The organism is Acidovorax sp. SRB_14, from assembly GCF_012932145.1.
Taxonomy (GTDB): Bacteria; Pseudomonadota; Gammaproteobacteria; order Burkholderiales; family Burkholderiaceae_C; genus Simplicispira.
In genome coordinates, this window is record NZ_MWOK01000029.1 from 1 (window position 1) to 25,674 (window position 25,674).

Here is a 25,674-nt window from a genome sequence, read left to right on the forward strand (position 1 = left end):
CGGGATCGAACCGATGACCTCTTGCATGCCATGCAAGCGCTCTCCCAGCTGAGCTATACCCCCCAGCGAATCACGATCAACCTATTGTTTGTCGCGATCACCTGAGCCTTGAATTATAGACAGGTTTTTCAGCGCTTTTGCAATCTTGCAGCAACTTTTTCTCTGCCCATCAATTCCAGCACCGCATCCACCGAGGGCGTATGCGCGGTGCCGGCCACCAGCACGCGCACCGGCATCGCCAGCTGCGGCATCTTCAAGGCGTGGTCCGCCAGCACCTGCTTGAAGGCCGCGCCGATGGCCTGCCGATCCCAGGCGCAGTCCTGCAGCGCCTGCACCAGGCCGTCCAGTGCGGGGGCCACCGTGACCGTAACATGCTTTTCGCGCTCTTCGGTCGCGGCGTCTACCGCCTCGCTGTAAAACACATGGGCCCAGTCGGCCAGCGCCACCGTGGTGTCGCAGCGGTCCTTGAACAACGCGCAGATGCGCGGCAGGCGGCCGTCCGCCAGGTCTGCGGCGGCGATGCCTCGCTTCTCCAGCTGCGGTGCCACCAGCGCGGCCAGTGCGTCGTCGTGCATGGCCTTGAGGTGCTGGGCGTTGACCCAGCGCAGCTTGGCTTCGTCGAACTGCGCGGCGCTGCGACCGAGGTGGTCCAGGTTGAACCACTGCAGGAACTGTTCGCGGCTGAAGATCTCGTCGTCGCCATGGCTCCAGCCCAGGCGTGCCAGGTAGTTCACCATGGCTTCGGGCAGATAGCCCTCGTCGCGGTACTGGGTCACCGGCTTGGCGCCGTTGCGTTTGCTCATCTTCTCGCCCTGTTCGTTGAGCACGGTGGGCAGGTGGGCGTAGACCGGCGGCTCCTTGCCGAGGGCGCGGAAGATGTTGATCTGTCGGGGCGTGTTGTTGACATGGTCATCGCCGCGGATCACATGCGTGATGGCCATGTCGATGTCGTCCACGACCACGCAGAAGTTGTAGGTGGGCGTGCCGTCGGGGCGCGCGATCACCAGATCGTCGAGTTCATCGTTGCGGATTTCGATGCGCCCCTTGACCTTGTCGTCCCAGGCCACCACGCCGCCCTGCGGATTCTTGAAGCGCAGCACAGGCTGCACGCCCGCAGGCACGGGCGGCAGCGTCTTGCCAGACTCGGGCCGCCAGGTGCCGTCATAGCGCGGCTTCTCCTTGGCGGCCATTTGTGCCTCGCGCAAGGCGTCGAGTTCGGCCACGCCCATGTAGCACGGATACACATGCCCGGCCGCCTGCAGCTGCGCCAGCACTTCCTTGTAGCGGTCCATGCGCTGCATCTGGTAGAACGGCCCCTCGTCGGGGTCCATGCCCAGCCAGTGCATGCCCTCAAGGATCACGTCCACCGCCGCCTGCGAGGAGCGTTCGAGGTCCGTGTCCTCGATGCGCAGGATGAAGTCGCCGCCGGTGGCGCGCGCAAATGCCCAGGGGTACAGCGCAGAGCGGATATTTCCCAGGTGGATGAAGCCCGTGGGCGACGGTGCAAAGCGCGTGCGCACGCGCGTGGAAGAGGTGTTCTCGGTCATGGCAAGGTGTCCAGACCCCGTGCGAGGTCGGCTTTCAAATCGTCGAGGTGTTCGAGGCCCACGGCCACGCGGATCAGCCCCTGGCCAATGCCGGCCGCCCGGCGCTGCTCTTCGCTCAGGCGCCCGTGCGAGGTGCTGGCGGGGTGGGTGATGGTGGTCTTGGTGTCGCCCAGGTTGGCGGTGATGCTGCACACACGGGTGCTGTCGATCACATGGAAAGCCCGGTCGCGGCCTGCGGCCGCGCCGCTGGCGCGCACATCGAAGGACAGCACAGCGCCGCCCGACCCCGACTGCTGGCGCATGGCCAGGGCGTGCTGCGGGTGGGACGCCAGCCCCGGGTAGTACACGCGCGCCACGGCCGGATGCGCTTCAAGCCATTGCGCCAGGATCAAAGCAGAGTCGCTTTGCGCCTTCACCCGGATGGAAAGCGTCTCCATGCCCTTGAGCACCACCCAGGCGTTGAACGGCGACAGGTTCATGCCGGCGCTGCGCAACAGCGGCGCGAGCTTGTCTTCGATCAGGGCGCGCGGGCCGCACACCGCGCCGGCCATCACGCGGCCTTGGCCATCGAGGAACTTCGTACCCGAATGGATGATCAGGTCGGCGCCCAGGCGTGCGGGCTGCTGCAGCGCGGGCGATGCAAAGCAGTTGTCCACGGCCAGCAGCACGCCGGCCGCATGCGCGATGTCGGCCAGCGCCTGGATGTCGCACAGGTCGGTCAGCGGGTTGGTCGGCGTCTCGGCAAACAGGAGCCGCGTCTCGGGGCGCAGGGACGCTTTCCAGGCGGCGGTATCGGTCTGCGGCACAAAGGTCGACTGCACGCCAAAGCGTGCCAACTCTCCGCCGATGAGCCGCATGGTCGAGCCGAACATCGACTGCGAGCACACCACATGGTCTCCCGCCTTGAGCAACCCCATGCACATCAGCAAGATCGCCGACATGCCGCTGGCCGTGCCGATCGCCGCCTCCGTGCCCTCCAGCGCCGCCAGGCGCTGCTCGAACGCCGTCACGGTCGGGTTCGAGGTGCGCGAATAGGTATAGCCCTCTTCCTCTCCGGCAAAGCGCCGCGCTGCGGTGGCCGCGTCAGGTTGCACGAAGCTGCTGGTCAGGTAGAGCGCTTCGGAGTTCTCGCCGTAAGCGCTGCGGGGCACGGACTGGCGTACCGCCAACGTCTCGGGGTGCAGGCCGGGGGGCAGTTCGCGGCTCATTGCGCAGTTCCTTTTTGTATCGGTTCCAGCATGCGCTTATGCGTCCTGCGCGTTCGGCAGGGCCAGGCGCGAAGTGTCTTCATCGCCCTCCTGTGCGCCGACCCGGGTCTGGTTGAGGCGCTCGATATCGCTGGCGTTGATGTCGCCGGTCACATAGACGCCATCAAAGCAGGACGCGTCGAACCCGTCGAGCTGCGGATTGAGCGAGCCAATGGCCTTCTTCATGCCGTCCACATCCTGGTAGATCAAGGCGTCGCAGCCGATCCATTCGCGCACTTCTTCGACGCTGCGGCCGTGCGCCACCAGTTCGGTGCTGGTCGGCATGTCGATGCCGTACACGTTGGGGTAGCGCACTGGCGGTGCGGCACTGGCCAGATAGACCTTGCGCGCGCCTGCGTCGCGCGCCATCTGCACGATTTCGCGGCTGGTGGTGCCGCGCACGATGGAGTCGTCCACCAGCAGCACGTTGCGGCCTTTGAACTCGCTGGCGATCACATTGAGCTTCTGGCGCACCGACTTCTTGCGCACGCCCTGCCCCGGCATGATGAAGGTGCGGCCCACGTAGCGGTTCTTGACGAACCCTTCGCGGTACGGCACGCCCAACAAATGCGCCAGTTGCGTGGCGCTGGGACGGCTCGACTCCGGAATGGGAATGATCACGTCGATTTCGCTGGGCGGCACGGTGGAGACCACGCGCTTGGCCAGGGCTTCGCCGAGGTTCAGCCGCGCCTGGTAGACGGAGATACCGTCGAGTGCGGAGTCGGGTCGCGCCAGGTAGACGAACTCGAAAATGCAGGGCTGCAACCGGGGCGCCTCTGCGCACTGCTGCGCATGCACCTGCCCGTCCAGCGCGACGAAAATCGCCTCGCCCGGAGCGATGTTGCGTTCAAACACATGGCCCGTGCCCTCCAGGGCCACCGACTCGCTGCCGACCATGACCGTGCCGTCCGGGCCACGCCCCATGGCCAACGGGCGGATGCCGTGCGGATCGCGGAATGCCACCAGGCCGTGACCGGCAATCAGGGCGATGACGGCGTACGAACCCTTGATGCGCTGGTGCACGGCACGCACGGCGGCAAACACGTCGTCGGGCTGCAGAGGAACGCCGCGCGTGGCGCGCTCGAGCTCGTGCGCAAACACATTGAGCAGGACTTCGGAGTCGCTGTCGGTGTTGGTGTGGCGGTGGTCGGTCGAGAACAGCTCGGCGCGCAGGGCCTGCGCATTGGTCAGGTTGCCGTTGTGCACCAGCACGATGCCAAAAGGCGCGTTCACATAGAAGGGCTGCGCCTCTTCTTCGCTGTAGGCATTGCCCGCCGTGGGGTAGCGCACCTGGCCCAGCCCGGCGTTGCCCGGCAGCGCGCGCATGTTGCGCGTGCGAAACACGTCGCGCACCATGCCCTTGGCCTTGTGCATGAAGAACTTGCGTCCCTGCTGGGTCACGATGCCGGCGGCATCCTGGCCCCGGTGCTGCAGCAGCAGCAGAGCGTCATAGATCAGTTGATTGACGGGGGTCGCACTGACGACACCGACGATTCCACACATAGTTGACTTTCATCCATTGGCGGGGCCAGGCCCGCAAAGCTATGGCAGGCAGCTCGACCGACGGCCGGCGCCCACCCACGAATCCGTTCACAAAGGCAGGTGCCTGCCAAACTCCTCGGGCAGCGCCGGCTTCAATTGCTGGAGCGCCACCGACAACAGGGGCGCGCTGCGCGACTCCTGCCACCAGGCGCCCTCATGCAAGGGCGTCAATTCGACGACCACGGCCACGGCCAGCAGCAAGACCACGGCGCGCAGCACGCCAAACATGCCTCCCAAGGTGCGGTCAGCGGGGCGCAGGCCTGTGGCCTCGACCAACTTCTTGCCCAGCCAGGCGACCAAGCCGCAGGCAAAGATCGCGATCACGAACACCACGACGAAGCCTGCCGCATGGCGCACCTGCCCCTGCACCTCGCCGATGGGCAGCAGCGCCGCCATGTCGGCGGCGAACCACTGCGCCGCGATGAATGCCACCACCCAGCCCAACAGCGACAACACCTCGAACACCAGGCCGCGCCAGGCACCGATCAGCATCGAGGCCAGCAGCACCGCCACAAAAATCCAGTCCAGCGAAGCCATGGGCGAGCGCGCAGATTCACAGCGTGAGGATGGACGCGGGCAAATCCAGCGTCTTGATGCGGGCGGCGGCCTTGTCTGCGTCGCCACGCCCCTCGAACGGTCCCACACGCACACGGGTGCGCTTGCCGTCCTTGGTCTCGACCACCTGCATATAGGTTTTGAGTCCGGCGCGTTCGAGCTTCTGGCGCACTTCGCGCGCCTTGTCGGTGTCGGCAAACGCGCCGATCTGCACGATGAAACGGCCCTCGTCCGCGTGCGCGGTGGCCTGCGCCGTGCGCCCTTCCAACAAGGCGCGCGCACGCGCGGCGTCGTCGCTGTGCACGGCCGACTTGGGTTCGGGTTTGGGCTCCGGTTTGGACTCGGCCGCAAGGCGCGGCGGGGCTTTGGGTTCGGTTTTGGGTTCGGGCTTTGCGACCGGCTTGGGCTCGGGCTTGGGTTCGGCCCGCAGCTCTGGCTTGGCCTGCGCCACCGGTGCCTCGGCCGTAGGCTTTCGCGCCTCGCGGGCGGGCGTCACCACCTCTTCGCCATCGGCCAGGCTGGCGACATCGGGCGCGCGCGCACTGGGCGCGGGGGCAGCGGGCACCACGAGCGGGGCCACTTTGTTGCGGTCGGGAATCTCGATGGGGGTGTCGACGGGAATCGGGCGGGGCTGCGTGTCGAACAGCATGGGAAAACCCACCACGCCCAACAGCACGAGCACGGCCGCCCCGATCAAGCGATGGCGTGCACGCCGGCGCATCACGTCGATGCTCTCGGCGCGTGGGGCACGCGAAGGCTTTGCCGCCTTGTTGCCTTGCCCCTTTTGGCCCGGCCACCGAAACTTGAAAAATGCCATGGAAGTGCGAAAACCCGTGTGGACCTAGTGGTCCATGTGCTTGGCTTGCAGGCGCGGCGTGCCATGTTGCAAAACGCCGCCCACCGTGTAGAACGAGCCAAAGACAATGATTCTATCAGCGGGGTCCGCCCCCGCCACCGCCGCCGCCAGCGCCTCCTCGGGACTGCCATGGGTGCTGCTGGACACGTCGCGCCGCCCGCCCGCCACGATCTGCAGGGCGTTCCACTTCTGCTGCAGCCCCGCCGCCGTTTCGGCGCGCGCCGTGGGCAGGCTGGTGAAATACCAGCGGTCGATCAGCGGCCCCACCTTGGCGAACATGGGCGCCAGGTCCTTGTCGGCCATCGCACCAAACACCGCGTGCGTGGTCGGGAAATAGCCCATGGCGTCGAGGTTGGCCGTGAGCGCCGCCACCGAGTGCGGGTTGTGCGCCACGTCCAGCACCAAGGTGGGCTGGCCCGGAACGATCTGGAAGCGCCCCGGCAGCTCGACCAGGGCCAGGCCGTTGCGCACGGCCTGCGCCGTGACGGGAATGCGGGCGCGCAAGGCCTCGAGCGCCGCCAGCGCGCCGGCGGCATTGACCAGCTGGTTGGCGCCGCGCAATGCCGGATAGGCAAGACCCGCATAACGCCGGCCCCGCCCCGCCCAACTCCACTGCTGTTTGTCGCCCGAAAAATTGAAGTCCTCGCCGAAACGCCACAGGTCTGCATTGATCTCGCGTGCACGGTCGATGACGCTCTGCGGGGGCATGGGGTCGCTGACGACCACGGGGCGCCCGGTGCGCATGATGCCGGCCTTCTCGCGGCCGATGCTCTCGCGGTCCGGGCCCAGGTATTCGACATGGTCCACGTCAATGCTGGTGATGACGGCGCAGTCCGCATCGATGACGTTGGTGGCATCGAGCCGCCCGCCCAGCCCCACCTCCAGGATGGCGACATCGAGCCGCGCGTGGCTCATCAGGCGCAGGATGGCCAGCGTGGTGAATTCGAAGTAGGTCAGCGAGACATCGTTGCCATTTTGCGTTCTGGCGCCCTCCACCGCTGCGAAGTGCACTATCAAATCAGAAGCACCTACGGATTCGCCATGGATGCGGCAGCGCTCCTCGAAGTGCACCAGGTGCGGCGAGGTGTAGACGCCCGTGCGGTAGCCCGCCTGCAGCGCCACGGCCTCCAGCATGGCGCAGGTCGAGCCCTTGCCATTGGTGCCGGCCACGGTGATCACCGGGCAGTCGAAGCGCAGCGCCATGCGGCGTGCCACCTCGCTGACCCGCTCCAGGCCCATGTCGATGTTCAGGGGGTGCAGGCGCTCGCAGTGGGCGAGCCAGCCTTCCAGGGTATGGATAGTGGTGTGCATACAGGGCACCATTGTCGCCGAGCAGGCGGGTGGCGCATGATGGCGCGCATGAGTACCCCTGACATCACCCTGTACGGTATTGCCAACTGCGACACCGTGAAAAAGTCCCGTGCCTGGTTCACGGCCCAAGGCGTCGAACACCGCTTCCACGATTTCAAGAAACACGGCGTTCCCGCCAACCGGCTGGCCGACTGGATGGCCGCCCTGGGCTGGGAAAAGCTCGTCAACCGCCAGGGAACCACCTGGCGCAAGCTCGACCCCGCCACCCAGGCCCGCGTGCACGACGCGGCCAGCGCCGGCACCCTGCTGCAGGCCCAAGCCAGCGCCATCAAGCGCCCCGTGGTCGAGTGGCGCCACCACGGCGGCGCCCGCACCACCGTGGGCTTCGACCCGGCCCTGTGGGTGCAGTGGCTCCACGGCGGCGCGGCCAGCTGACGCAGCACCGTTCTTTACGCAGATTTACGGTGCGCAAGCCCTGCGTTTGCAGCCAGCGCATAAACTTTTGCCAGGTCTGGCGCGTTAAGAGGCTGTTCAAGCCCGCAAGACCCGAAAGGGGTTCCTTCATGAAAAAACTCGCACTCTTCTCCCTCCTTGCCTGCACCGCTGCGCTGGCGAGCGCACAAGAGCAGGCCCGCGTGCTCTCCTCTACCCCCATCGTGCAGCAGGTGGCGGTGCCGCAGCAGGTGTGCGGCAACGAAACGGTCTACACCGGCCCCCAAACCACGGGCGGCGGCGCGGTGCTGGGCGCCATTGCGGGCGGCGCAGCCGGCAATGCCATTGGCGGCGGCAGCGGCCGCGCGGCGGCGACGGCGCTCGGCGTGATCGGGGGCGCGCTGCTGGGCAACCAGATCGAAGGCAACGGTCGGCCCGCCTACCAGAACGTGCAGCGCTGCAGCACCGAAACCTTCTACGAAAACCGCACCGTGGGCTACACCGTGGTCTATGAGTACGCGGGGCGCCAGTACACCACGCAGACGCAGACCGATCCGGGCCGCACCATCGCCGTGCAGGTTCAGCCCCTGGACAACGGCGCACCGTACGGCCAGGCCTATTCCACACAACCCGGCCCCTACGGCCCGCAGCAGGGCGTCATCAGCCAGCCGGGCGTGGTGGTAACGAACGGCTATGGTGCGCCTGCCTACCCAGCCGTCTATGGCCCGGCTTACCCGGCGCCCGTGTACGTGAACCCGGCGGTTTCCATCGACCTGGGCTTCAGCAGCGGCTGGGGCGGCCACCGCGGCCACTGGCGCTGACGGCAGCAGCAGCCCCTGCCTCCAAGAGCCCGCAGGGGCTCTTTTTTTGTGCCACCGCCGGCCTTGCGCCGCGCGCGCGGCAGCCCTGCGTGCGGTGGCCTAAAATTGCCGGTTTCTCCCTGCCAGCAGCCCTTCCATGACCACCGAAAAAATCGACGGCGTCTCCGTCACCACCCAGGCCAGCGTGTACTTTGACGGCAAATGCGTGAGCCACGGCATCACGTTCCCCGATGGCACGAAGAAATCGGTCGGCGTGGTGCTGCCCGCCACGCTCACCTTCAACACCGGCGCCCCCGAAACCATGGAATGCGTGGCCGGCCGCTGCGAATACCGCCTGGACGGCACGGACGCCTGGCTGGCCAGCGCGCCCGGAGACGCATTCAGCATCCCCGGCAATTCCAGGTTCGACATCCGCGTGACCGAGGCCTACCACTACATCTGCCACTTCGGCTGAGCTTCGGCTGCACGCGCGGCGCCCGGTGGCGCCGCCCCTTGGACTGCCCCGCCCCTTTCCGCCACCTCACAGGATCTGCGCCCATGGCCACCATTCTTCAAAACCTTCCCGTCGGCCAAAAGGTCGGCATCGCCTTCTCGGGCGGCCTGGACACCAGCGCCGCCCTGCTGTGGATGAAGCTCAAGGGCGCCCAGCCCTACGCCTATACCGCCAACCTCGGCCAGCCCGACGAGCCCGACTACGACGCCATCCCGCGCAAGGCCGTGGAGTACGGCGCCGAGAAGGCGCGCCTGATCGACTGCCGCACGCAGCTGGCGCACGAAGGCATTGCGGCGCTGCAGGCCGGCGCGTTCCACATCAGCACCGGCGGCCTGACCTACTTCAACACCACGCCGCTGGGCCGCGCCGTCACCGGCACCATGCTGGTCGCCGCGATGAAGGAAGACGACGTCCACATCTGGGGCGACGGCAGCACCTACAAGGGCAACGACATCGAGCGCTTCTACCGCTACGGCCTGCTCACCAACCCGGCGCTGCGCATCTACAAGCCCTGGCTCGACCAGCTGTTCATCGACGAGCTCGGCGGCCGCGCCGAAATGTCGGCCTTCATGACGCAGCACGGCTTTGGCTACAAGATGAGTGCCGAGAAGGCCTACAGCACCGACTCCAACATGCTCGGCGCCACGCACGAGGCCAAGGACCTCGAGTTCCTCAGCAGCGGTATCCGCATCGTCAACCCGATCATGGGCGTGGCGTTCTGGAAGGAAGAAGTCGCCGTCAAGGCCGAGGAAGTCTCGGTGCGCTTTGAAGAAGGCCAGCCCGTGGCGCTCAACGGTGTCGAGTTCAACGACCCGGTCGAGCTGATCCTAGAAGCCAACCGCATCGGCGGCCGCCACGGCCTCGGGATGAGCGACCAGATCGAGAACCGCATCATCGAAGCCAAGAGCCGCGGCATCTACGAGGCCCCGGGCCTGGCGCTGCTGCACATCGCCTACGAGCGCCTGGTGACCGGCATCCACAACGAGGACACCATCGAGCAGTACCGCATGAACGGCCTCAAGCTCGGCCGCCTGCTCTACCAGGGCCGCTGGTTCGACCCGCAGGCCATCATGCTGCGCGAAACCGCCCAGCGCTGGGTGGCGCGCGCCGTCACCGGCACCGTGACGCTGGAGCTGCGCCGTGGCAACGACTATTCGCTGCTCAACACCGAAAGCCCCAACCTGACCTACCACCCCGAGCGCCTGTCGATGGAAAAGGTCGAAGATGCGCCGTTCTCGCCGCTGGACCGCATCGGCCAGCTGACCATGCGCAACCTCGACATCGTGGACACGCGCGCCAAGCTCGGCATCTACGCGGGCGCGGGCCTGCTGTCGCTGGGCGGCGATGCGGCGCTGGCGCAGCTGGGCAATGGCGACAAAAACTGAACCTGCGACCTGCGGATGCACAGCCAAATTAGCCTCTAGCCCTTGTCCAGAAAGCGCTGACAGCTATTGAAATAGAAGCGTTTGCCGCAACGCCTCGACCGCCCCGCCACTTGGCCGGGCGGTTTTTTATTTTGGGATGGTGCCTGGCGAGCCCCCGGCAGATGGAACCCGCACGCCTGCCTGCCAGTCCAACCAGAAGCCGCCAAGCGTGTTTGCGGCGGCGGGAGGTGGAACCATGAAGCAAGTGAAACACTGGCAAGACCCGGTCAACGCGCTGTTGGGCGCCTGGCTTGCGTTGTCACCGTGGGTACTGGGCTTTCAGAACCAGATGGCGCCCACGGCCAACGGTGTGGTCGTCGGGGTGGCCCTGATCGCCGCCGCGCTCGGCGCGTATTTCCTGCCACGCGCCTGGGAAGAGTGGACCGAAGGCGTGCTGGGCCTGTGGATGGTGGCGTCGCCGTGGGTGCTGGGTTTCAGCACGAACCACAACGCCATGGTCAACGCCGTCGTCTCGGGCATCGCCGTCGCGCTGCTGGCCCTGTGGGTGCTGGCGACCGATGCGGACTACCGACCCTGGGGGCATGACCGCACTGCGCAATGACGGCGCGCTCCATGAAAAAACCGCCTTCGGGCGGTTTTTTCATGGCCATTTTGGCCTCTAACGCTGATGAAGAAAGCGTTAGCAGCTATGCAAAGAGGAGCATTCTGGTGCGTTGCAGCGCCTCACACCACCACCGGCTCGGGCTCGAGCCGGATGCCAAAGCGCTCGTAGACGCTGGTCTGGATGGCCTTGGCCAGCGTCATCACCTCGCCGCCGGTCACGCTGCTTTCGCCGCGGCCGCGGTTGACCAGCACCAGGGCCTGCTTTTCGTACACCGCGGCCTGGCCCACGGTCTTGCCCTTCCAGCCGCAGGCGTCGATGAGCCAGCCCGCGGCGAGCTTGATGCGGCCGTCGGGCAGCGCGTAGTGCACGATCTTCGGGTCGCGCGCGATGATGTCTGCGCACTGCTCGGGCGTCACCGTCGGGTTCTTGAAGAAACTGCCGGCGTTGCCGAGCACCGCCGGGTCGGGCAGCTTGGCGCGCCGGATGGCGCAGACCCAGTCGAAAATCTGCTGCGCCGTGGGCTGTGCGACGCCGGCCTCGGCGGCGCGGCGCTCGAGCTCGACATAGCCCAGCTCGGGCTTCCAGGGCTTGGGCAGCCGAAAGCGCACCTGCGTGATGAGCGCGCGCCCGGCCAGACCCATGCCGCGCGGCAGGCGGCCGGCTTCCCCCGCCTGCGCCGGCGCGTGCTTGAAGACCGAATCGCGGTAGCCAAACGCGCACTGGGCGGCGTCGAGCGTGAAGCCCTGGCCCGTGGCCAGGTCGACCGCGTCGAGCGAGTCGAAGCGGTCCTGCAGCTCGACGCCATAGGCGCCGATGTTCTGCACCGGCGCGGCGCCCACGGTGCCAGGGATCAGCGCCAGGTTTTCCAGGCCCGGCCAGCCCTGCGCGAGCGTCCAGGCGACGGTGTCGTGCCAGGGCTCGCCCGCGCCGGCCTCGACGATCCAGGCGTGCTCGGTTTCCTCTACCAGGCGCCGCCCCCGGATTTCCACCTTCAGCACCACGGGCTTGACGTCGCCCGTGAGCACCACGTTGCTGCCGCCGCCGAGTACGAACACCGGCGCCTGGCCCAGCACCGGGTCGGCGCGCAGCGCGGCAATGTCGGCATGGGAGCGCACGCGCACCAGCGTCTCGGCGCGGGCGACGATGCCAAAGGTGTTGTAGGGCTGAAGGGAGGCATTTTTCTCGACTAACATCGGCCGGATTGTCGCACCGGCTCCCGGTGCGGCGCGATTTTTGGGAGAGACCACGCCATGCCATCTTTTGATACCGTTTGTGAAGCCGACTTCGTCGAAGTGAAAAATGCCGTCGAAAACGCGGCCAAGGAAATCGGCACGCGCTTTGACTTCAAGGGCACCTCCGCCGCCGTGGAACTCAAGGACAAGGAGATCACCATGTACGGCGACGCCGAGTTCCAGCTCACGCAGGTCGAAGACCTGCTGCGCGGCAAGCTCACCAAGCGCAATGTGGACGTGCGCTTCCTCGACATCGGCAAGCCGCAGAAGATCGGTGGCGACAAGGTCAAGCAGGTGATCAAGGTGCGCAACGGCATCGAGAGCGAGCTGGCCAAGAAGCTGCAGAGGCTCATCAAGGACAGCAAGATCAAGGTCCAGGCCGCCATCCAGGATGAGAAGGTGCGCATCACCGGCGCCAAGCGCGACGACCTGCAGGCCGCCATGGCGCTGATCCGCAAGGACATTGCCGACATGCCGCTGTCGTTCAACAACTTCCGCGACTGAACTGCGCCGAGCCCGCCATGCGACACCGCCTGCGGCCCCTGCTGGCCTGCGCGCTGCTCTGCCCAGCGGCCGCCATCGCGCAGGCGGTGGCGCTCACGGGCATCCTGGGCAGCAAGGCGCTGCTGGTGGTCGATGGCACGCCACCGCGCGGCATGGCTCCGGGCGACAGCCACCAGGGTGTGAAGGTGGTGTCGGTGGGCCGGGACGACGCCGTGGTCGACCTCGGCGGCGTGCGGCGCACCGTGCGCCTGGGCGAAGCGCCCGTGAGCATCGGCGCGCGCGGCGGCAGCCGGCGCATCGTGCTCACGGCCGACAGCCGCGGGCATTTTGTCAACCAGGGCCAGATCAACGGCCAGGTCATGCAGTTCATGGTCGACACCGGCGCCACCACCGTGGCGATCGGCCAGTCCGACGCCGACCGCATGGGACTGAACTACCGCAGCGGCCAGCCCGTGCGCATGGGCACGGCCAACGGCGTCGCCCAGGGCTGGCGCCTCAAGCTCGACTCGGTGCGCGTCGGCGACGTGCAGGTGTATGGCGTGGACGCCGTCGTCATGCCCCAGCCCATGCCCTACGTGCTGCTGGGCAACAACTTTCTGACCGAATTCCAGATGAGCCGGGTGAACGACCAGATGGTGCTGGAAAAGCGCCACTGAGGCCCCATGATCTCCCCGGCCCGCACCGCCATCGACGAGGAATACGAAGACCTGCTGAGCCTGTGGTCCGACCTGGAATCGGGCCTGTCGGTGCTGCTGGCACAGCCGGAGCAGGTGCAGGGTTTTGCCGCCAAGGTGCGCCAGTTCGACCGCTGGCTGCAGGACTTGGTGGCGCACGACATCGATGCCTCGCTCTACCTGATGTTCCAGCTCGCCTCGACCTCCACGGTGGGCTACAGCGCCTCACACGCGCTGGTCTGTGCCACGCTGTGCCACATCATGGCGCGCGAATTCGCCCTGCCCGGCCACGAGCGCAACGCCCTGGTGCGCGCCGCCATGACGATGAACATCGGCATGACGGCGCTGCAGGACGAGCTGGCCAACCAGCGCGAACACCCCAACGCCGCGCAGCAAGAGGCCATCCGCCAGCACCCCGAGCTGGGCCTGCTGCTGCTCGAGCGCCTCAACATCACCGACGACCTGTGGCTGGAGCTGGTCGGCCAGCACCACACCAACCTGACCGAGCGCACGCCCCTGGCCGAGATGCTGGACGTCGACCGGCTCACGCGCATCCTGGGCACCATCGACCGCTATGCCGCCATGATCAGCCCGCGCAAGTCGCGCCCGGGCCGCAGCGCCACCGACTCGGTGCGCGCCCTGGTGGGCCAAGAAGTGGACCAGCGCGACGAGGTGGGCTACATGCTGGTGCGCACCGTGGGCCTGTGCCCGCCCGGCACCTTTGTGCGGCTGGACAACGGCGACACCGCCATCGTGCTGCGCCGCAGCCAAAAGGCCAACCAGCCCCTGGTGGCCAGCCTGATCGAGCGCGGCGGCGCCCAGTTGGACCAGCCCCGCCTGTACCCCACGGCCGACGACGGCACGCCGCGCATCCAGTCGGCGCTGGCGCGCACCGCCGTCACCGTCGAGCTCAACCACCGCACCATGGTGCGCCTGGGGCTGTACGCCGCCCAGCGCAGCGCCCCCCTGGCCACGCAGCCCTGAAAACCCGTGCCGCCGCGCGGCGCCGTGTCAGTGCGCGTGGCCCCAGTACAGCAGCGCGTCGCGCCCCTGCACCGACAGCTCCACCTCGCGGCCCACGGGCAGCAGCACCTTGGTGTCCACGTGGCCGTAAGGCAGATTGGTCAGCACCGGCGCCGTGATCTGGCCGCGCAGCCAGTCGACCACGGTCTGCAGCTTGTAGCCCTTGTCGTGCGGCGCAAGCAGGTACTGGGTGAACTGGCCGAAGACCACCGCCTTTTGCTGCGCCAGCACGCCGGCGTGCAGCAGCTGCGTGAGCAGGCGCTCGACGCGGAAGGGGTGCTCGTTCACGTCCTCGATGAACAGTATGCCGCCCGACACCTGCGGCAGGTAGGGCGTGCCGACCAGCGAGGCCAGCACCGCCAGGTTGCCGCCCCACAGGCGCGCGGAGGGAATCTCGAACTCCAGCGGCGGTGCCGCCTCGGCAGTTTTTTCGCGCGGCATGCGCCAGCCCGTGCCTTCGCCGTGGCCTGAGAGCAGGTCGTCAAAGCAGGCTTCCATGATGTCGTCGGGCAGCCCTCGGGTGCCGAAGTCCGGGCACAGCGCCGGCCCGGCCCAGGTCACGGCGCCGGTCTGCGCCAGCACGGCGTTCTGGAAGGCTGTGAAGTCGCTCACGCCGACGAACAGCATGCCTTTGTCGACGGCGCGTGCCACGGCCGCATAGTCGATGCCCGGCAGGATGCGCGTGAGGCCGTAGCCGCCGCGCGAGATCAGCGCCACATCGGCGCCGCTGGCGGCCGCGCGGTGGATGGCCGCCAGGCGCGTGGCGTCGTCGCCGGCAAAGCGCGTGTGGATGGCCAGCGCGTCGGCGTCGATCTCGACCTCGTGGCCCAGCTTTTGCAGCCGTTTGACGCCGCGCCGGAACGCCGCCTTGTCGCGCACCGCGCTCGAGGGGGAATAGATGTAGATGTGCTTGGGGCCGTGGTCGTGGCCGCAGTCGCAGGGGTCGTGGTCAGAAGACAAAACGCTCAGGCCGTGCTGCGGCCTGCTCCGAGAAAAGTGCGGGGCGGGCGGGCCTGTCAGCGCGCCCGGGAGTCAGGAGGCGAAGTATTCCACAGCCTGCCGGGCGATCGCCGCGCCGTGCTCGGGCACGAAGTGGCCGGCCTGCGCCAGCACCACGGGTGGCGGGCATCCGCGCACTGCCTGCTGCAGCACCCGCATGGCCGCCGGACCGAGCACCGGGTCCTGCGCGCCGACGACGGTCAGGCTGCGGCCGGCCCAGTCGTGCTGCCAGAAATGCCGTGCCGCGCGCGAGAGCGCGGCGCCCGGCGCCTCGGGCGCATCGGGCACCAGCTTCGGGAAGGCGCGCAGCGCGGCGCGGTAGCCCCGGTCGGGGAACGGCGCGTCGTAGGCTGCGCATTCGGCCGCACTCAGATGCGGGTTGCCGCGCGAAAGCAGCCGGCCGACGCCGTACAAGGGCTTTTTCGCGCACATCTCGCGCCAGGCCCAAAAGCCCTGGGGCAGCGGCGCGTCGCCCGTCGCCAGCAGCGTGTTCATGGCCAGCAGACCCGCAAATCGCTGGGGCAGTGCCATGGGCAGCGTCAGGCCCAGGATGCCGCCCCAGTCCTGCACCACCAGCACCACGCGACGCAGATCGAGCCGCTCCACCAGCTCCAGCAGCACCTCACGGTGCCATGCGAAGGCATGGAAGGCGGCCCTCTTGGGCTTGTCGCTCTTGCCAAAGCCGATCAGGTCGGGCGCCACGACGCGATGCCCGGCGGCGGTGAACACCGGCAGCATGTGCCGGTACAGGTAGCTCCAGCTCGGGGTGCCGTGCAGGCACAGCCAGGTGAGCGGCGCGTCCTGCGGGCCTTCGTCGAGGTAGTGCAGGCGCAGGCCGCCGAGTGCCGGCAGGTCGCTCACATAGTGCGGCGCCCAGGGGTAGCCGGGCAGGTCGGCAAAGCGTGCCTCGGGCGTGCGCAGGGCGTCGTCGCGCAGCGGGTGCGCGGCCAGCGCCTGGGCGCGCTTTTCGTGGCGGCGCTGGCGGAAAAAATCGCCCAGCAGCGCCGCACATTCGTCCGCCAGCACCCCGCCCTGCACCACCGTCTGGTGGTTGAGCTGCGGCGTGGCAAACAGATTGAGCACCGATCCCGCCACGCCGGTCTTGGGGTCGCGCGCGCCGAAGACCACGCGCGGCATGCGCGCGTGCAGCATGGCGCCGCTGCACATGGCGCAGGGCTCGAGCGTGACGTAGAGCGTGCAGTCTTCGAGGCGGTAGTTGCCCAGCCGCTGCGCCGCGGCGCGCAGCGCGACGATCTCGGCGTGCGCCGTTGGGTCGTGTCCCTGCACGGGCGCATTGCGGCCGGTGGCGATGGCCTGGCCCTCCCGCACCACCACCGCGCCCACCGGCACCTCGCCCGCCTGCGCGGCGGCTTGCGCCTCGGCCAGGGCCAGGCGCATCCAGTGCGCATCGGCGTCTGCTTGCGTGCTCATGAGCAATGGTTTTGATAGCTATCAGCACTTACCCCATAAGGGCTGGAGGCCGATTTGACTGGAATTTTATTTTTCATCGTCCGGCAGGGGCCGGGCCTGCTGCACCAGGCCCTCGATGGCCTGCTGGTATTGCTGCTGCACCTGCTGGCTTTGCGCGCGCACGGTGGCCGTGGCCGGCGCATCGGCGGCGGGCTGCAGCACGGGCACGGTGCTGCGCGTGGCCGACACCTGCTTCTTGGCCAGCACGCCGACGATGGCCAACGCCAGCAGCAGGGACACGATGCCGAGGGCGGCGCGCATCTCAAGCCTCCTGCGCGGGCACCAGTCCCAGGGTCTGCATCCAGTCCGCCAGCGCCTGGGCGCCGGGGCCGCCCTGCCGGTACGCCTGGTACATGGCGGCGTGCGCTTCTTTGCGGTGCTGGTTGAGCTTGAGCGCGCACTGCAGCTCGGTCACGCGCAGCTCGAAGGCCACAATGCCGGCCAGCATCCGGTGCGCGAAGTCCTCGTCCAGCGCGCGCCACTGCGCCACATAGGGCGGCTCGTGGTCGCCGATCAGCGCCTTGAGCAGCGCGTCCTTGGCGGCCGGCTGCTCGACCAGCGTAGCCTGCACCCGGCAGTGCACGGCCAGGTAGTTCCAGGTGGGCACGCGCGCCAGGTCGGGGTAGACCGTGGGCGACAGGTAGGCGTGCGGCCCCATGAAAGTGACCAGCGCCTGGGGCCGCGCCTGCAGGTAGCGCCAGTGCGGGTTGGCCTTGGCGCAGTGGCCCAGCAGCACCAGGCTGTCCGCGCGCTCCTGCAGGTGCAGCGGCAGGTGGCTGACGCACGGAAAGCCCCCGTCGTCGGTGGACACCAGGCTGGCCAGCGGGTGGGCGCGCATCAGCGCATGCGCATGGGCGGGGTCGGTGGAGCGGAACTGGGCGGGCAGGTACATGGCGGACTTTTTCCTTGAGCCGCCACTGTATCGGCAAAACCGGTGGCCCACGGCGGTGCGGCGCCGGCGCTGCCCGCGCGCCCCCGGGCGCCGGTGTGAACTATGAAATCGATAGCTTTCAGCGCAGCACCACCAAGCGATTCCGCCACTTTTGGCCGCAGGATAGGACCGTTTCCGCCATTTGCCGCACAATTGGTTCATGCAGCTCAACTTCATCGCCAACGCCTCCATGGCCTCCGCCAGCGGCCGCACGCTGGCCGTGCTGGACCCGTCCGACGGACAGCCCTTCGACGAGCTGCAGCGCAGCAATGCCCAGGACATCGACCAGGCCGTGCACGCGGCGCGCCAGTGCTTTGACGCCGTCTGGCTCAAGACCAGCGCCGCCGAGCGCGGCCGCCTGCTGATGCGCCTGTCCCACAAGGTGGCCGAGCACGCCGAAGAACTGGCCGCCATCGAGCAGCGCGACTGCGGCAAGCCCACCAAGCAGGCCCGCGCCGATGCGCTGGCACTGGCGCGCTACTTCGAGTTCTACGCCGGCGCCTGCGACAAGCTGCACGGCGAGACCCTGCCCTACCAGGACGGCTATAGCGTGCTGACCTGGCGCGAGCCGCACGGCGTCACGGGCCACATCGTGCCCTGGAACTACCCGATGCAGATCTTCGGCCGCAGCGTCGGCGGCGCGCTGGCCGCCGGCAATGTCTGCGTGGTCAAGCCCGCCGAGGACGCCTGCCTGAGCCTGCTGCGCGTGGCCCAGCTGGCGGCCGAGGTGGGCTTTCCGGCCGGTGCCATCAACATCGTCACCGGCTACGGCCACGAGGTGGGCGACGCGCTGGCACGCCACCCGGGCATCGACCACATCAGCTTCACCGGCAGCCCCGGCGTGGGCACGCTGATCCAGCAGGTGGCGGCCGAGCGGCACTGCCCGGTCACGCTCGAGCTGGGCGGCAAGAGCCCGCAGATCATCTTTGCCGACGCTGACCTGAATGCCGCCGTGCCCGTGGTGGTCAACGCCATCGTGCAAAACGCCGGCCAGACCTGCAGCGCGGGCGCGCGCGTGCTGATCGACTCGCTGATTTACGAGCCCCTGCTGGAGCGCCTGGGCCAGGCCTTCGAGCAGCTGCGCGTGGGCCCGGCCGCCCTGGACCTGGACGTGGGCCCGCTGATCCGCCAGAGCCAGCAGCAACGCGTGTGGGACTTTCTGAGCGACGCCCAGGTGGCCGGCATTCCCATGGTGGCCCAGGGCCAGATCGTGGACGAGGCGCCCGAGTCGGGCTTCTACCAGGCGCCCACGCTGCTGCGCGACGTGCCGGTGGACCACCGCCTGGCCCAGGAAGAGATCTTTGGCCCGGTGCTGTGTGCGATGGCCTTTGAAGACGAAGACCACGCCGTCGCACTCGCCAACGCCACGCGCTTTGGCCTGGTGGCCGGCGTATGGACGCGCGACGGCGCGCGCCAATTCCGGGTCGCCAAACGCCTGCACAGCGGCCAGGTCTTCATCAACAACTACGGCGCCGGCGGCGGCGTCGAGCTGCCCTTTGGCGGCGTGAAGTCGTCCGGCTACGGCCGCGAAAAAGGCTTCGAAGCGCTGTACGGCTTTACCACCCTGAAAACCGTGGCCATCCGCCACGGCTGAATGGCCCCCTGCGCGCACCCGCGGCGTCCCGCGCGCCCGGGGTGCGCCCATGCCACCCTCCCCTTGTGTTCGTTGACAAAGCTTTCTGTCCATGCCCCTGAGCCCCCCTGCCCCCCGCACCGCCCGGCACGCCCGCCGGGTCATCTACCAAGGTTTTGAACGCGAAGACGGTCTCTGGGACCTCGAAGGAGAGCTGCACGACAGCAAGATGCACGATGCGCCGGCTCTGCGCGGCGGCGGCATCCGCCGCGCGGGCGAGCCCATCCACCACATGTGGCTGCGCGTGACCGTGAACCGGGTGCTGGTCGTGCAAGCCATCGAGGCGTCCATGGACACCCACCCGCTGCGGGAATGCCCGCAGGCCCGCGCCGCACTGCAGACCATGGTCGGCTGCACCATGGGGCGCGGCTGGCGCCAGGCGATCCAGAAAAACCTGGGCGGCGTGGCCAGCTGCACCCACCTGCGCGAGCTGCTGTTCAACCTGGCCACCGCCGCCTTCCAAACGCTGCCCGCGGCCTTTGCGTCGGCCGACGCCGATGAACCGCCGCGCCACCTGGGCCAATGCACGGGCTGGGACTTCAACGGAGCGGGCGTGAAGGAATATTTCCCCCAGTTCTATGGCCGCGCGACCCCGGGCGGCGCCCCTGCCCTCCCCCCCACACCCGCCACCACAGAAGCGCAGTGACCGGGGCCATCCATCCGGCGAAATCTGCCCCAAACCCTTTCCTGTCCAGCGTAAGACGCTATCCTATTTGAACTATTCCAGGAGACAAAACCGATGCGCGCACAGAACAAATCCACCATCGTCACCGGCGCCGGCAACGGCATTGGCGAGGGCATCGCCAAGCGCCTGGCCGCCGAAGGCGCCCGCGTCGTCGTCGCCGACATCAACGCCGCCGGTGGCCAGCGCGTGGTGGCCGAGATCACGGCGGCCGGTGGCACGGCCTCCTTCTTCGAGGCCGACGTGACCGACTCGGCCCAGGTCAAGGCGCTGGTCCATGAAGCCGTACACCGCTTCGGCCGGCTCGACGTGGTCGTCAACAACGCCGGCTGGACGCACCGCAACCGCCCGATGCTCGAAGTGGGCGAGGACGAGTTCGACAAGGTCTATGCGATCAACGTCAAGAGCATCTACCTCTCGGCCATCCACGCCGTGCCGGCCATGCGCGCCAACCCGGGCGGCAGCGGCGGCAGCTTCATCCACATCGCCTCCACGGCCGGCCTGCGCCCGCGCCCGGGCCTGACCTGGTACAACGGCTCCAAGGGCGCCGTCATCACCACCAGCAAGTCGATGGCCGCCGAGCTGGGCCCCGACAACATCCGCGTCAACTGCATCAACCCGGTATTCAACCCCGACACCGGCCTGGCCGCCGAGTTCGCGGGCGGCCCGGTGGACGAGGCGCGCCGCGCCAAGTTTCTCGCCACCATTCCGCTCGGGCGCTTCTCCACCGCGCTCGACGTGGCCAATGCCGCGCTGTACCTGGCCAGCGACGAGGCCGCCTTCATCAGCGGCGTGTGCATCGAGGTCGACGGCGCGCGCTGCGTCTGAGCTTCCGCCCTTCTCCTTGACCTCGGTCAAGCCCCTGCGACGGCAGGCCATTCCTGCATGGACCAAGTGGGGCAGAATCACAGCATGGCTGAACGTGTCATCCCCCTTGTGGACCAGCGCCTGGCGGCCCTCCAGCCTCCGCGGCCCCGGCATTCCCCGGTCTCTCCGGGTCGGCTCTCCGACGCGCTCGGGCGCCCGCTGCGCGACCTGCGCATCAGCGTCACCGACCGCTGCAACTTCCGCTGCAGCTACTGCATGCCCAAGGAAGTCTTCGACAAGGACTATGCCTACCTGCCGCACCAGGCGCTGCTGAGCTTTGAAGAGATCACGCGGCTGGCGCGGCAGTTTCTGGCCCACGGCGTGCGCAAGATCCGCCTCACCGGCGGCGAGCCGCTGCTGCGCAAGAACATCGAGGACCTGATCGCCCAGCTCGCCGAGCTGCGCACCGTCGACGGCACGCCACCCGACCTCACGCTCACCACCAACGGCTCGCTGCTGGCGCGCAAGGCGCGCGCGCTCAAGGAGGCCGGCCTCAACCGCGTCACCGTGAGCCTCGACGGCCTCGACGACGCGGTGTTCCGGCGCATGAACGATGTCGACTTTCCGGTGGCCGATGTGCTCGCCGGCATTGAGGCCGCGCACGCCGCCGGCCTCACCGGCATCAAGGTCAACATGGTGGTCAAGCGCGGCACCAACGACCAGCAGATCCTGCCCATGGCGCGGCATTTTCGCGGCACCGGCACGGCGCTGCGCTTCATCGAATACATGGACGTGGGCGCCACCAATGGCTGGCGCATGGACGAGGTGCTGCCCTCGAAGGAACTGATCGCGCGCCTGCAGGCCGAGCTGCCACTGGTGGCGCTGCAGCCCACCGCGCCGGGCGAAACCGCCGAGCGCTGGGGCTGGGCCGATGCCAGCGGCCGCCACGACCCGGCGCTCGGCGAGATCGGCCTGATCAGCAGCGTCACGCAGGCCTTCTGCCACGACTGCAACCGCGCCCGCCTGTCCACCGAAGGCAAGGTCTACCTGTGTCTGTTCGCCACCCAAGGCTACGACCTGCGCGGCCTGCTGCGCGGCGGCGCCGACGACACGGCGCTGGCCGCGGCCATTGCCGGCATCTGGCAGGGGCGCAGCGACCGCTATTCCGAGCTGCGCAGCAGCCTGCCGGCCGACGCGGGCCCGGGCGTGCGGCGCGTGGAGATGAGCTACATCGGTGGCTGAAGCGGCACGCCCTGCACCCGGGCAGACCACGGAAAGCCGACACGCCATGGTTGACGCACAAGACACGCGTGGCGCTGCCCCCCCGTTGGCACCATGAACACCCACATCCGCCCGCTGACGCCCAGCGACGCCCCGGCCTACAAGGCGCTGCGCGACGACATGCTGCGCCGCGCGCCCACGGCCTTCACGTCCGACCACGAATCCTCGGTGGCCCTGGCGGCCAGCGAATTCGCGCCGCGCCTGGGCGCGCCCGCCAGCGGCCTGTTCTTTCTCGGGGCCTTCGATGCGGCGGGCCAGCTGCTCGGCTGCGTCGGCTGCGAACGCGCGCAGCGCCGCAAGGAGCGGCACCGCGCCACCGTGCTCGGCATGATGGTGGCGCCCGCCGCCCAGCGCCAGGGCCTGGCGCGCCAGCTGCTGGCGGCCTGCATTGCCGCGGCCGAGCGCCTGCCCGGACTGCGCCAGCTCGACCTCACCGTGACCGCCGGCAACGACAGCGCCCAGCGCCTGTACGAAGAAGCGGGCTTTCGCGCCTGGGGCCGGCACCCCAACGCCATCGTGGTCGACGGCGTGGGCTACGACAAGGTCCACATGCTGCTGCCCCTGCCCACCCTGATCCGCGCCGCCCCATGAAAACCCTTGCCCAGATTGCCGCCGAGCTGCCAGGCTACGCCCCCCAGGCGCTGCGCGCGAGCGACGCGGCGGCCTTCCTGCAGCGCCTCGTCCAGCCCGTCGAAGGCACCGAGGAACTGGGCATTTGCGATGCCCTGGGCCGCGTGCTCGCGCACGACGTGGTCTCGCCGCTGAGCGTGCCGCCGCACGACAACTCGGCCATGGACGGCTACGCCTTCGACGGCCGCCAGCTCGTGGCCGGCGCGCCGCTGGCGTTGCGCGTGGTCGGCAAGGCCTTTGCGGGCGCGGCCTGGCGCGGCCGGGTGGGCCCGGGCGAGTGCGTGAAGATCATGACCGGCGCCGTCATGCCCGCGGGCCTCGACACCGTCGTGCCGCAAGAGTTCGCGCAGGCCCGCGCCGACGCCGCGGGCGAGCACATCGCGATCGCCGCCGATGTGCTGCGCGCCGGCGACAACCGCCGCTTCAAGGGCGAAGACCTGATGGAAGGCAGCGTGGCACTCTCCCGAGGCGCGCTGCTCACGCCCGCTGCCCTGGGGCTGGTGGCCAGCCTGGGCCTGAAAACCGTGACGGTCTGCCGCCGGCTGCGCGTGGCCTATTTTTCGACCGGCAACGAAATCCTCGGCCTGGGCGACGCGCCGCGCGAAGGCGCGGTCTACGACAGCAACCGCTACACCCTGTTCGGCCTGCTCACGCGGCTGGGCGTGGAAGTGCTCGACCTGGGCCAGGTGCGCGACGAACCCGCGCAACTCAAAAGCGCCTTGCGCTCGGCCGCGCAGCAGGCCGACGCCATCATCACCAGCGGCGGCGTCGGCGTCGGCGAGGCCGACCACACGCGCGCCCTGATGCACCAGCTCGGCGAGATGGCCTTCTGGCATATCGCCATGCGCCCGGGCCGCCCGATGGCGGTGGGCCGCATCCCGCGCGGTGAAATTCACGCCAAATCGGCCTCCAGCGCTTACCCCACAAGCGCTGACAGCTATCAAAACCATAGCCCACACGGCCGGCGCGGCGCCGTCCTGTTCGGCCTGCCCGGCAACCCCGTGGCGGTGATGGTGGCCTTTCTCGCTTTTGTGCGCCCCGCCCTGCTGCGCATGATGGGCAGCACGCACGCCGCGCCACCGCTGCTGCGCGCAGTCAGCGCCCAGGCCATCCGCAAGAAGGCGGGCCGCACCGAATTCCAGCGCGGCCGCGTGGGCACCGCGCCCGATGGCACGCTGCAGGTGCACGCCGTGGGCAACCAGGGCTCGGGCGTGCTCAGCTCTATGGTGCAGGCCAATGGACTGATCGTGCTGCACCACGACCAGGGCAACGTGGCGCCGGGCGACGTGGTCGATGTGATGGTGTTCGACGGTGTCATGTGAAAGGCTCCTCCATGACCTACCAAGCCCGGCACCTGCCCCAGCCCCCGACGCGCGCCGAAGTCGATGCACTGCCCGGCGCGGCCGTGCTCGAGTTCGGAACGCCCTGGTGCGGCCACTGCCTGTGCGCCCAGCCGCTGATCGAGCAGGCGCTGGCGCCGCGCGCCGATGTCGCGCACATCAAGGTCGAGGACGGCCCCGGCCAGCGCCTGGGCCGCAGCTTTGGCGTGAAGCTCTGGCCCACGCTGGTGTTTTTGCGCGGCGGCCAGGAAGTGACGCGCCTCGTGCGGCCGCAGGACGCGCAGGCGCTCGCCCGGGCGCTGCAGCAACTCGACGCGCCGGCCTGAAGGCCGGGACTGGACCGGGCCCGCCCGGCGCGCTTCAGGCCACCTCGATCAGCGGCGTGCGGGCGGCCGCCCAGGCCAGCGCCCCGGTCAAGGCCGCCATGGCGACGCAAAAAATCACCAGGGCCGCCGCCAGGCCCAGCCCATCGGAAAGCCAGCCCACGGCCAGGATTGGCGCAATGGTGCCGATGTAGCCCACCACCAGATACGTGGACAGCAGGCCGGCACGGGTCTCGGGCCGGGCCACCTTGTTGACGATGGCGATGCCGGCCAGGTTCACCAGCCCGTGCCCGGCCGAGGTGGTCAGCACGCTGAGCACGAACAGCACCGACCACTGGGTGAACGAGGTGGCGATCAGCAGCAGGTTGCACGCGGCCAGCAGGCCCAGCCCCCAGACGGCGCAGGTCTTGGTGTGCACCGGCCGGGCCAGCCACTGCACGAGCGCCGACAGGAACAGGATCATGGCGATCGACAAACCGCTCACGGCCGGCCCGTGCCAGGGCACCATGCGCTCCATGAAGCTCGGGGCCAGCGAGGCATAGAGCCCGAAGATGCCGAAGGTGCCGAACGCCCCCAGACAGGCCACCATGAAAGGCCGCCGCACCGCCGGCCGGGGCAAGGTGATGCGCGGCAGCCAGTCGCGCAGCACCAGCGGTGGCTGCGGGGCCGCCGCCACCTGCGCTTCCACGCGGACCTGGAACAGCGCATAAATCGCCAGCGCGCCCAGCAACAGGCTGGGTACATAGGCCGTGACCAGGGGCTGCGGCACCCACTGGGCCACCAGCCCGCCCACCAGCGGGCCCATGCCAAAGCCCAGCGCCATGGCGAAGCTCGTCATGGCCGACGCGCGCATCACCTGGCTGGGACGGCTCAGCTGCGTGAGCCCCAGCGAGGTCGAGGTGGTGATCATTCCCGAGGCAATGCCGATGAGCACGCGGCTGGCCACGAAGGAGGGCACGCTCCAGGCCACCGCCGACAGCAGCACCCCGGCATACACCAGAATGAGCCCCCAGCGCAGCACCGGCAGAAAGCCGAAGCGGTCGCTGAGCCGCCCCAGGAACAGCAGGCTGGACAGCGCGCCCACCATGTAGGCGACGTAGATGCCGGTGATGTGGCTGGGCTGCAGCCCCCAGCGCGCCTGGTACAGCGGGTACAGCGGGCTCGCCAGCGCCGTGCCCATGACGCCGACACACATCGCGAAACACACCCAGGCAAACGCAGGCCAGTGACGTTGCATATCCGGCAAACAGGCGCCCCACGGGCGGCCTGCGCTTCTGAAAAGAAGGAAGAGAAGGGGAAAAAGCCGCTGGCGCGCGGAACCGGCACACACGGCTTTTCTGCTGCCCCGGGGC

General features: G+C 68.6%; 27 protein-coding genes. 15 read left to right on the forward strand and 12 right to left on the reverse strand.

Features of this window, described 5'->3' with window-relative positions:
- Positions 1-128: 128 nt before the first annotated feature.
- From gltX to folC, 6 genes are all read right to left on the reverse strand, one after another.
- Positions 129-1,547 (reverse strand): glutamate--tRNA ligase, encoded by a 1,419-nt coding sequence (gene gltX / locus B2J86_RS16180; protein WP_173026119.1) that lies wholly within the window; start codon positions 1,545-1,547, stop codon positions 129-131.
- On the reverse strand, positions 1,544-2,755 hold the full coding sequence (locus B2J86_RS16185) for an O-succinylhomoserine sulfhydrylase (protein WP_173026120.1): 1,212 nt from the start codon (positions 2,753-2,755) through the stop codon (positions 1,544-1,546). Before B2J86_RS16185 ends, gltX begins: the two co-directional genes overlap by 4 nt.
- 36 nt (positions 2,756-2,791) lie before the next feature.
- The gene (gene purF, locus B2J86_RS16190) at positions 2,792-4,297 is read right to left on the reverse strand and encodes an amidophosphoribosyltransferase (protein ID WP_173026121.1); all 1,506 of its coding nucleotides are present in this window, start codon (positions 4,295-4,297) and stop codon (positions 2,792-2,794) included.
- Positions 4,298-4,384: 87 nt separating this feature from the next.
- Positions 4,385-4,873 (reverse strand): CvpA family protein, encoded by a 489-nt coding sequence (locus tag B2J86_RS16195; protein WP_173026122.1) that lies wholly within the window; start codon positions 4,871-4,873, stop codon positions 4,385-4,387.
- Between the two features lie 16 nt (positions 4,874-4,889).
- A complete protein-coding gene (locus B2J86_RS16200; RefSeq protein WP_173026123.1) occupies positions 4,890-5,708 on the reverse strand; it encodes an SPOR domain-containing protein in 819 nt (272 codons plus the stop codon).
- Between the two features lie 24 nt (positions 5,709-5,732).
- Entirely contained in the window at positions 5,733-7,058 is a 1,326-nt protein-coding gene (gene folC, locus B2J86_RS16205; protein ID WP_173026124.1) for a bifunctional tetrahydrofolate synthase/dihydrofolate synthase, read from the reverse strand.
- A 36-nt stretch (positions 7,059-7,094) separates the two neighbouring features.
- Here folC and B2J86_RS16210 point away from each other — a divergent pair, with 36 nt between their 5' ends.
- The 5 genes from B2J86_RS16210 (at position 7,095) to B2J86_RS16230 (ending at position 10,790) form a co-directional block, all read left to right on the forward strand.
- Positions 7,095-7,493, forward strand: coding sequence for an arsenate reductase (locus B2J86_RS16210; RefSeq protein WP_173026125.1), 399 nt, complete (start codon positions 7,095-7,097; stop codon positions 7,491-7,493).
- 128 nt (positions 7,494-7,621) lie between these two features.
- A complete protein-coding gene (locus B2J86_RS16215) occupies positions 7,622-8,311 on the forward strand; it encodes a glycine zipper 2TM domain-containing protein (RefSeq protein ID WP_173026126.1) in 690 nt (229 codons plus the stop codon).
- Between the two features lie 136 nt (positions 8,312-8,447).
- Entirely contained in the window at positions 8,448-8,765 is a 318-nt protein-coding gene (locus B2J86_RS16220) for a pyrimidine/purine nucleoside phosphorylase (protein WP_173026127.1), read from the forward strand.
- A gap of 83 nt (positions 8,766-8,848) precedes the next feature.
- Complete coding sequence (gene argG, locus B2J86_RS16225) at positions 8,849-10,189, forward strand: argininosuccinate synthase (RefSeq protein ID WP_169169510.1); 1,341 nt, start codon at positions 8,849-8,851, stop codon at positions 10,187-10,189.
- Positions 10,190-10,424: 235 nt separating this feature from the next.
- Entirely contained in the window at positions 10,425-10,790 is a 366-nt protein-coding gene (locus tag B2J86_RS16230; protein WP_169169511.1) for an SPW repeat protein, read from the forward strand.
- Between the two features lie 122 nt (positions 10,791-10,912).
- Here the strand turns inward: B2J86_RS16230 and murB are convergent, their stop codons facing one another.
- Positions 10,913-11,986: a UDP-N-acetylmuramate dehydrogenase gene (gene murB / locus B2J86_RS16235; RefSeq protein ID WP_173026128.1), complete on the reverse strand. Its 1,074-nt coding sequence runs from the start codon at positions 11,984-11,986 to the stop codon at positions 10,913-10,915.
- Between the two features lie 57 nt (positions 11,987-12,043).
- Between murB and B2J86_RS16240 the strand changes: the two genes are divergently transcribed.
- The 3 genes from B2J86_RS16240 to B2J86_RS16250 are packed head-to-tail and all read left to right on the forward strand — an operon-like array spanning position 12,044 to position 14,187.
- A complete protein-coding gene (locus B2J86_RS16240) occupies positions 12,044-12,529 on the forward strand; it encodes a YajQ family cyclic di-GMP-binding protein (protein WP_169169513.1) in 486 nt (161 codons plus the stop codon).
- Positions 12,530-12,546: 17 nt separating this feature from the next.
- Entirely contained in the window at positions 12,547-13,185 is a 639-nt protein-coding gene (locus B2J86_RS16245; protein ID WP_173026129.1) for a TIGR02281 family clan AA aspartic protease, read from the forward strand.
- 6 nt (positions 13,186-13,191) lie between these two features.
- On the forward strand, positions 13,192-14,187 hold the full coding sequence (locus B2J86_RS16250; RefSeq protein ID WP_169169515.1) for an HD-GYP domain-containing protein: 996 nt from the start codon (positions 13,192-13,194) through the stop codon (positions 14,185-14,187).
- 27 nt (positions 14,188-14,214) lie between these two features.
- Here the strand turns inward: B2J86_RS16250 and B2J86_RS16255 are convergent, their stop codons facing one another.
- The 4 genes from B2J86_RS16255 to B2J86_RS16270 form a co-directional block, all read right to left on the reverse strand.
- On the reverse strand, positions 14,215-15,186 hold the full coding sequence (locus B2J86_RS16255) for an LD-carboxypeptidase (RefSeq protein ID WP_173026130.1): 972 nt from the start codon (positions 15,184-15,186) through the stop codon (positions 14,215-14,217).
- Positions 15,187-15,258: 72 nt separating this feature from the next.
- Positions 15,259-16,656, reverse strand: a complete 1,398-nt coding sequence (tadA, locus tag B2J86_RS16260; protein WP_173026131.1) for a tRNA adenosine(34) deaminase TadA — start codon at positions 16,654-16,656, stop codon at positions 15,259-15,261.
- Positions 16,657-16,722: 66 nt separating this feature from the next.
- Positions 16,723-16,956, reverse strand: a complete 234-nt coding sequence (locus B2J86_RS16265) for a hypothetical protein (protein ID WP_173026132.1) — start codon at positions 16,954-16,956, stop codon at positions 16,723-16,725.
- A 1-nt stretch (position 16,957) separates the two neighbouring features.
- On the reverse strand, positions 16,958-17,587 hold the full coding sequence (locus B2J86_RS16270; protein ID WP_173026133.1) for an FMN-binding negative transcriptional regulator: 630 nt from the start codon (positions 17,585-17,587) through the stop codon (positions 16,958-16,960).
- A gap of 199 nt (positions 17,588-17,786) precedes the next feature.
- On the opposite strand from B2J86_RS16270, the gene B2J86_RS16275 reads away from it, so the two are divergent.
- The 7 genes from B2J86_RS16275 to B2J86_RS16305 all read left to right on the forward strand — a co-directional run bounded on the left by B2J86_RS16275 (position 17,787) and on the right by B2J86_RS16305 (position 24,325).
- A complete protein-coding gene (locus B2J86_RS16275) occupies positions 17,787-19,220 on the forward strand; it encodes an aldehyde dehydrogenase family protein (protein WP_169636514.1) in 1,434 nt (477 codons plus the stop codon).
- Between the two features lie 91 nt (positions 19,221-19,311).
- Entirely contained in the window at positions 19,312-19,905 is a 594-nt protein-coding gene (locus tag B2J86_RS16280) for a DUF2889 domain-containing protein (RefSeq protein ID WP_173026134.1), read from the forward strand.
- 93 nt (positions 19,906-19,998) lie between these two features.
- A complete protein-coding gene (locus B2J86_RS16285; protein WP_173026135.1) occupies positions 19,999-20,769 on the forward strand; it encodes an SDR family oxidoreductase in 771 nt (256 codons plus the stop codon).
- Between the two features lie 84 nt (positions 20,770-20,853).
- Positions 20,854-21,990 (forward strand): GTP 3',8-cyclase MoaA, encoded by a 1,137-nt coding sequence (moaA, locus tag B2J86_RS16290; protein WP_169169523.1) that lies wholly within the window; start codon positions 20,854-20,856, stop codon positions 21,988-21,990.
- 93 nt (positions 21,991-22,083) lie between these two features.
- On the forward strand, positions 22,084-22,620 hold the full coding sequence (locus B2J86_RS16295; RefSeq protein ID WP_169169524.1) for a GNAT family N-acetyltransferase: 537 nt from the start codon (positions 22,084-22,086) through the stop codon (positions 22,618-22,620).
- On the forward strand, positions 22,617-23,981 hold the full coding sequence (gene glp / locus B2J86_RS16300; protein ID WP_173026136.1) for a gephyrin-like molybdotransferase Glp: 1,365 nt from the start codon (positions 22,617-22,619) through the stop codon (positions 23,979-23,981). The genes B2J86_RS16295 and glp overlap by 4 nt, the downstream gene beginning before the upstream one ends.
- Positions 23,982-23,992: 11 nt before the next feature.
- Positions 23,993-24,325: a thioredoxin family protein gene (locus B2J86_RS16305; RefSeq protein ID WP_173026137.1), complete on the forward strand. Its 333-nt coding sequence runs from the start codon at positions 23,993-23,995 to the stop codon at positions 24,323-24,325.
- Positions 24,326-24,359: 34 nt separating this feature from the next.
- Here the strand turns inward: B2J86_RS16305 and B2J86_RS16310 are convergent, their stop codons facing one another.
- A complete protein-coding gene (locus B2J86_RS16310; RefSeq protein WP_173026144.1) occupies positions 24,360-25,517 on the reverse strand; it encodes an MFS transporter in 1,158 nt (385 codons plus the stop codon).
- Positions 25,518-25,674: the final 157 nt, after the last annotated feature.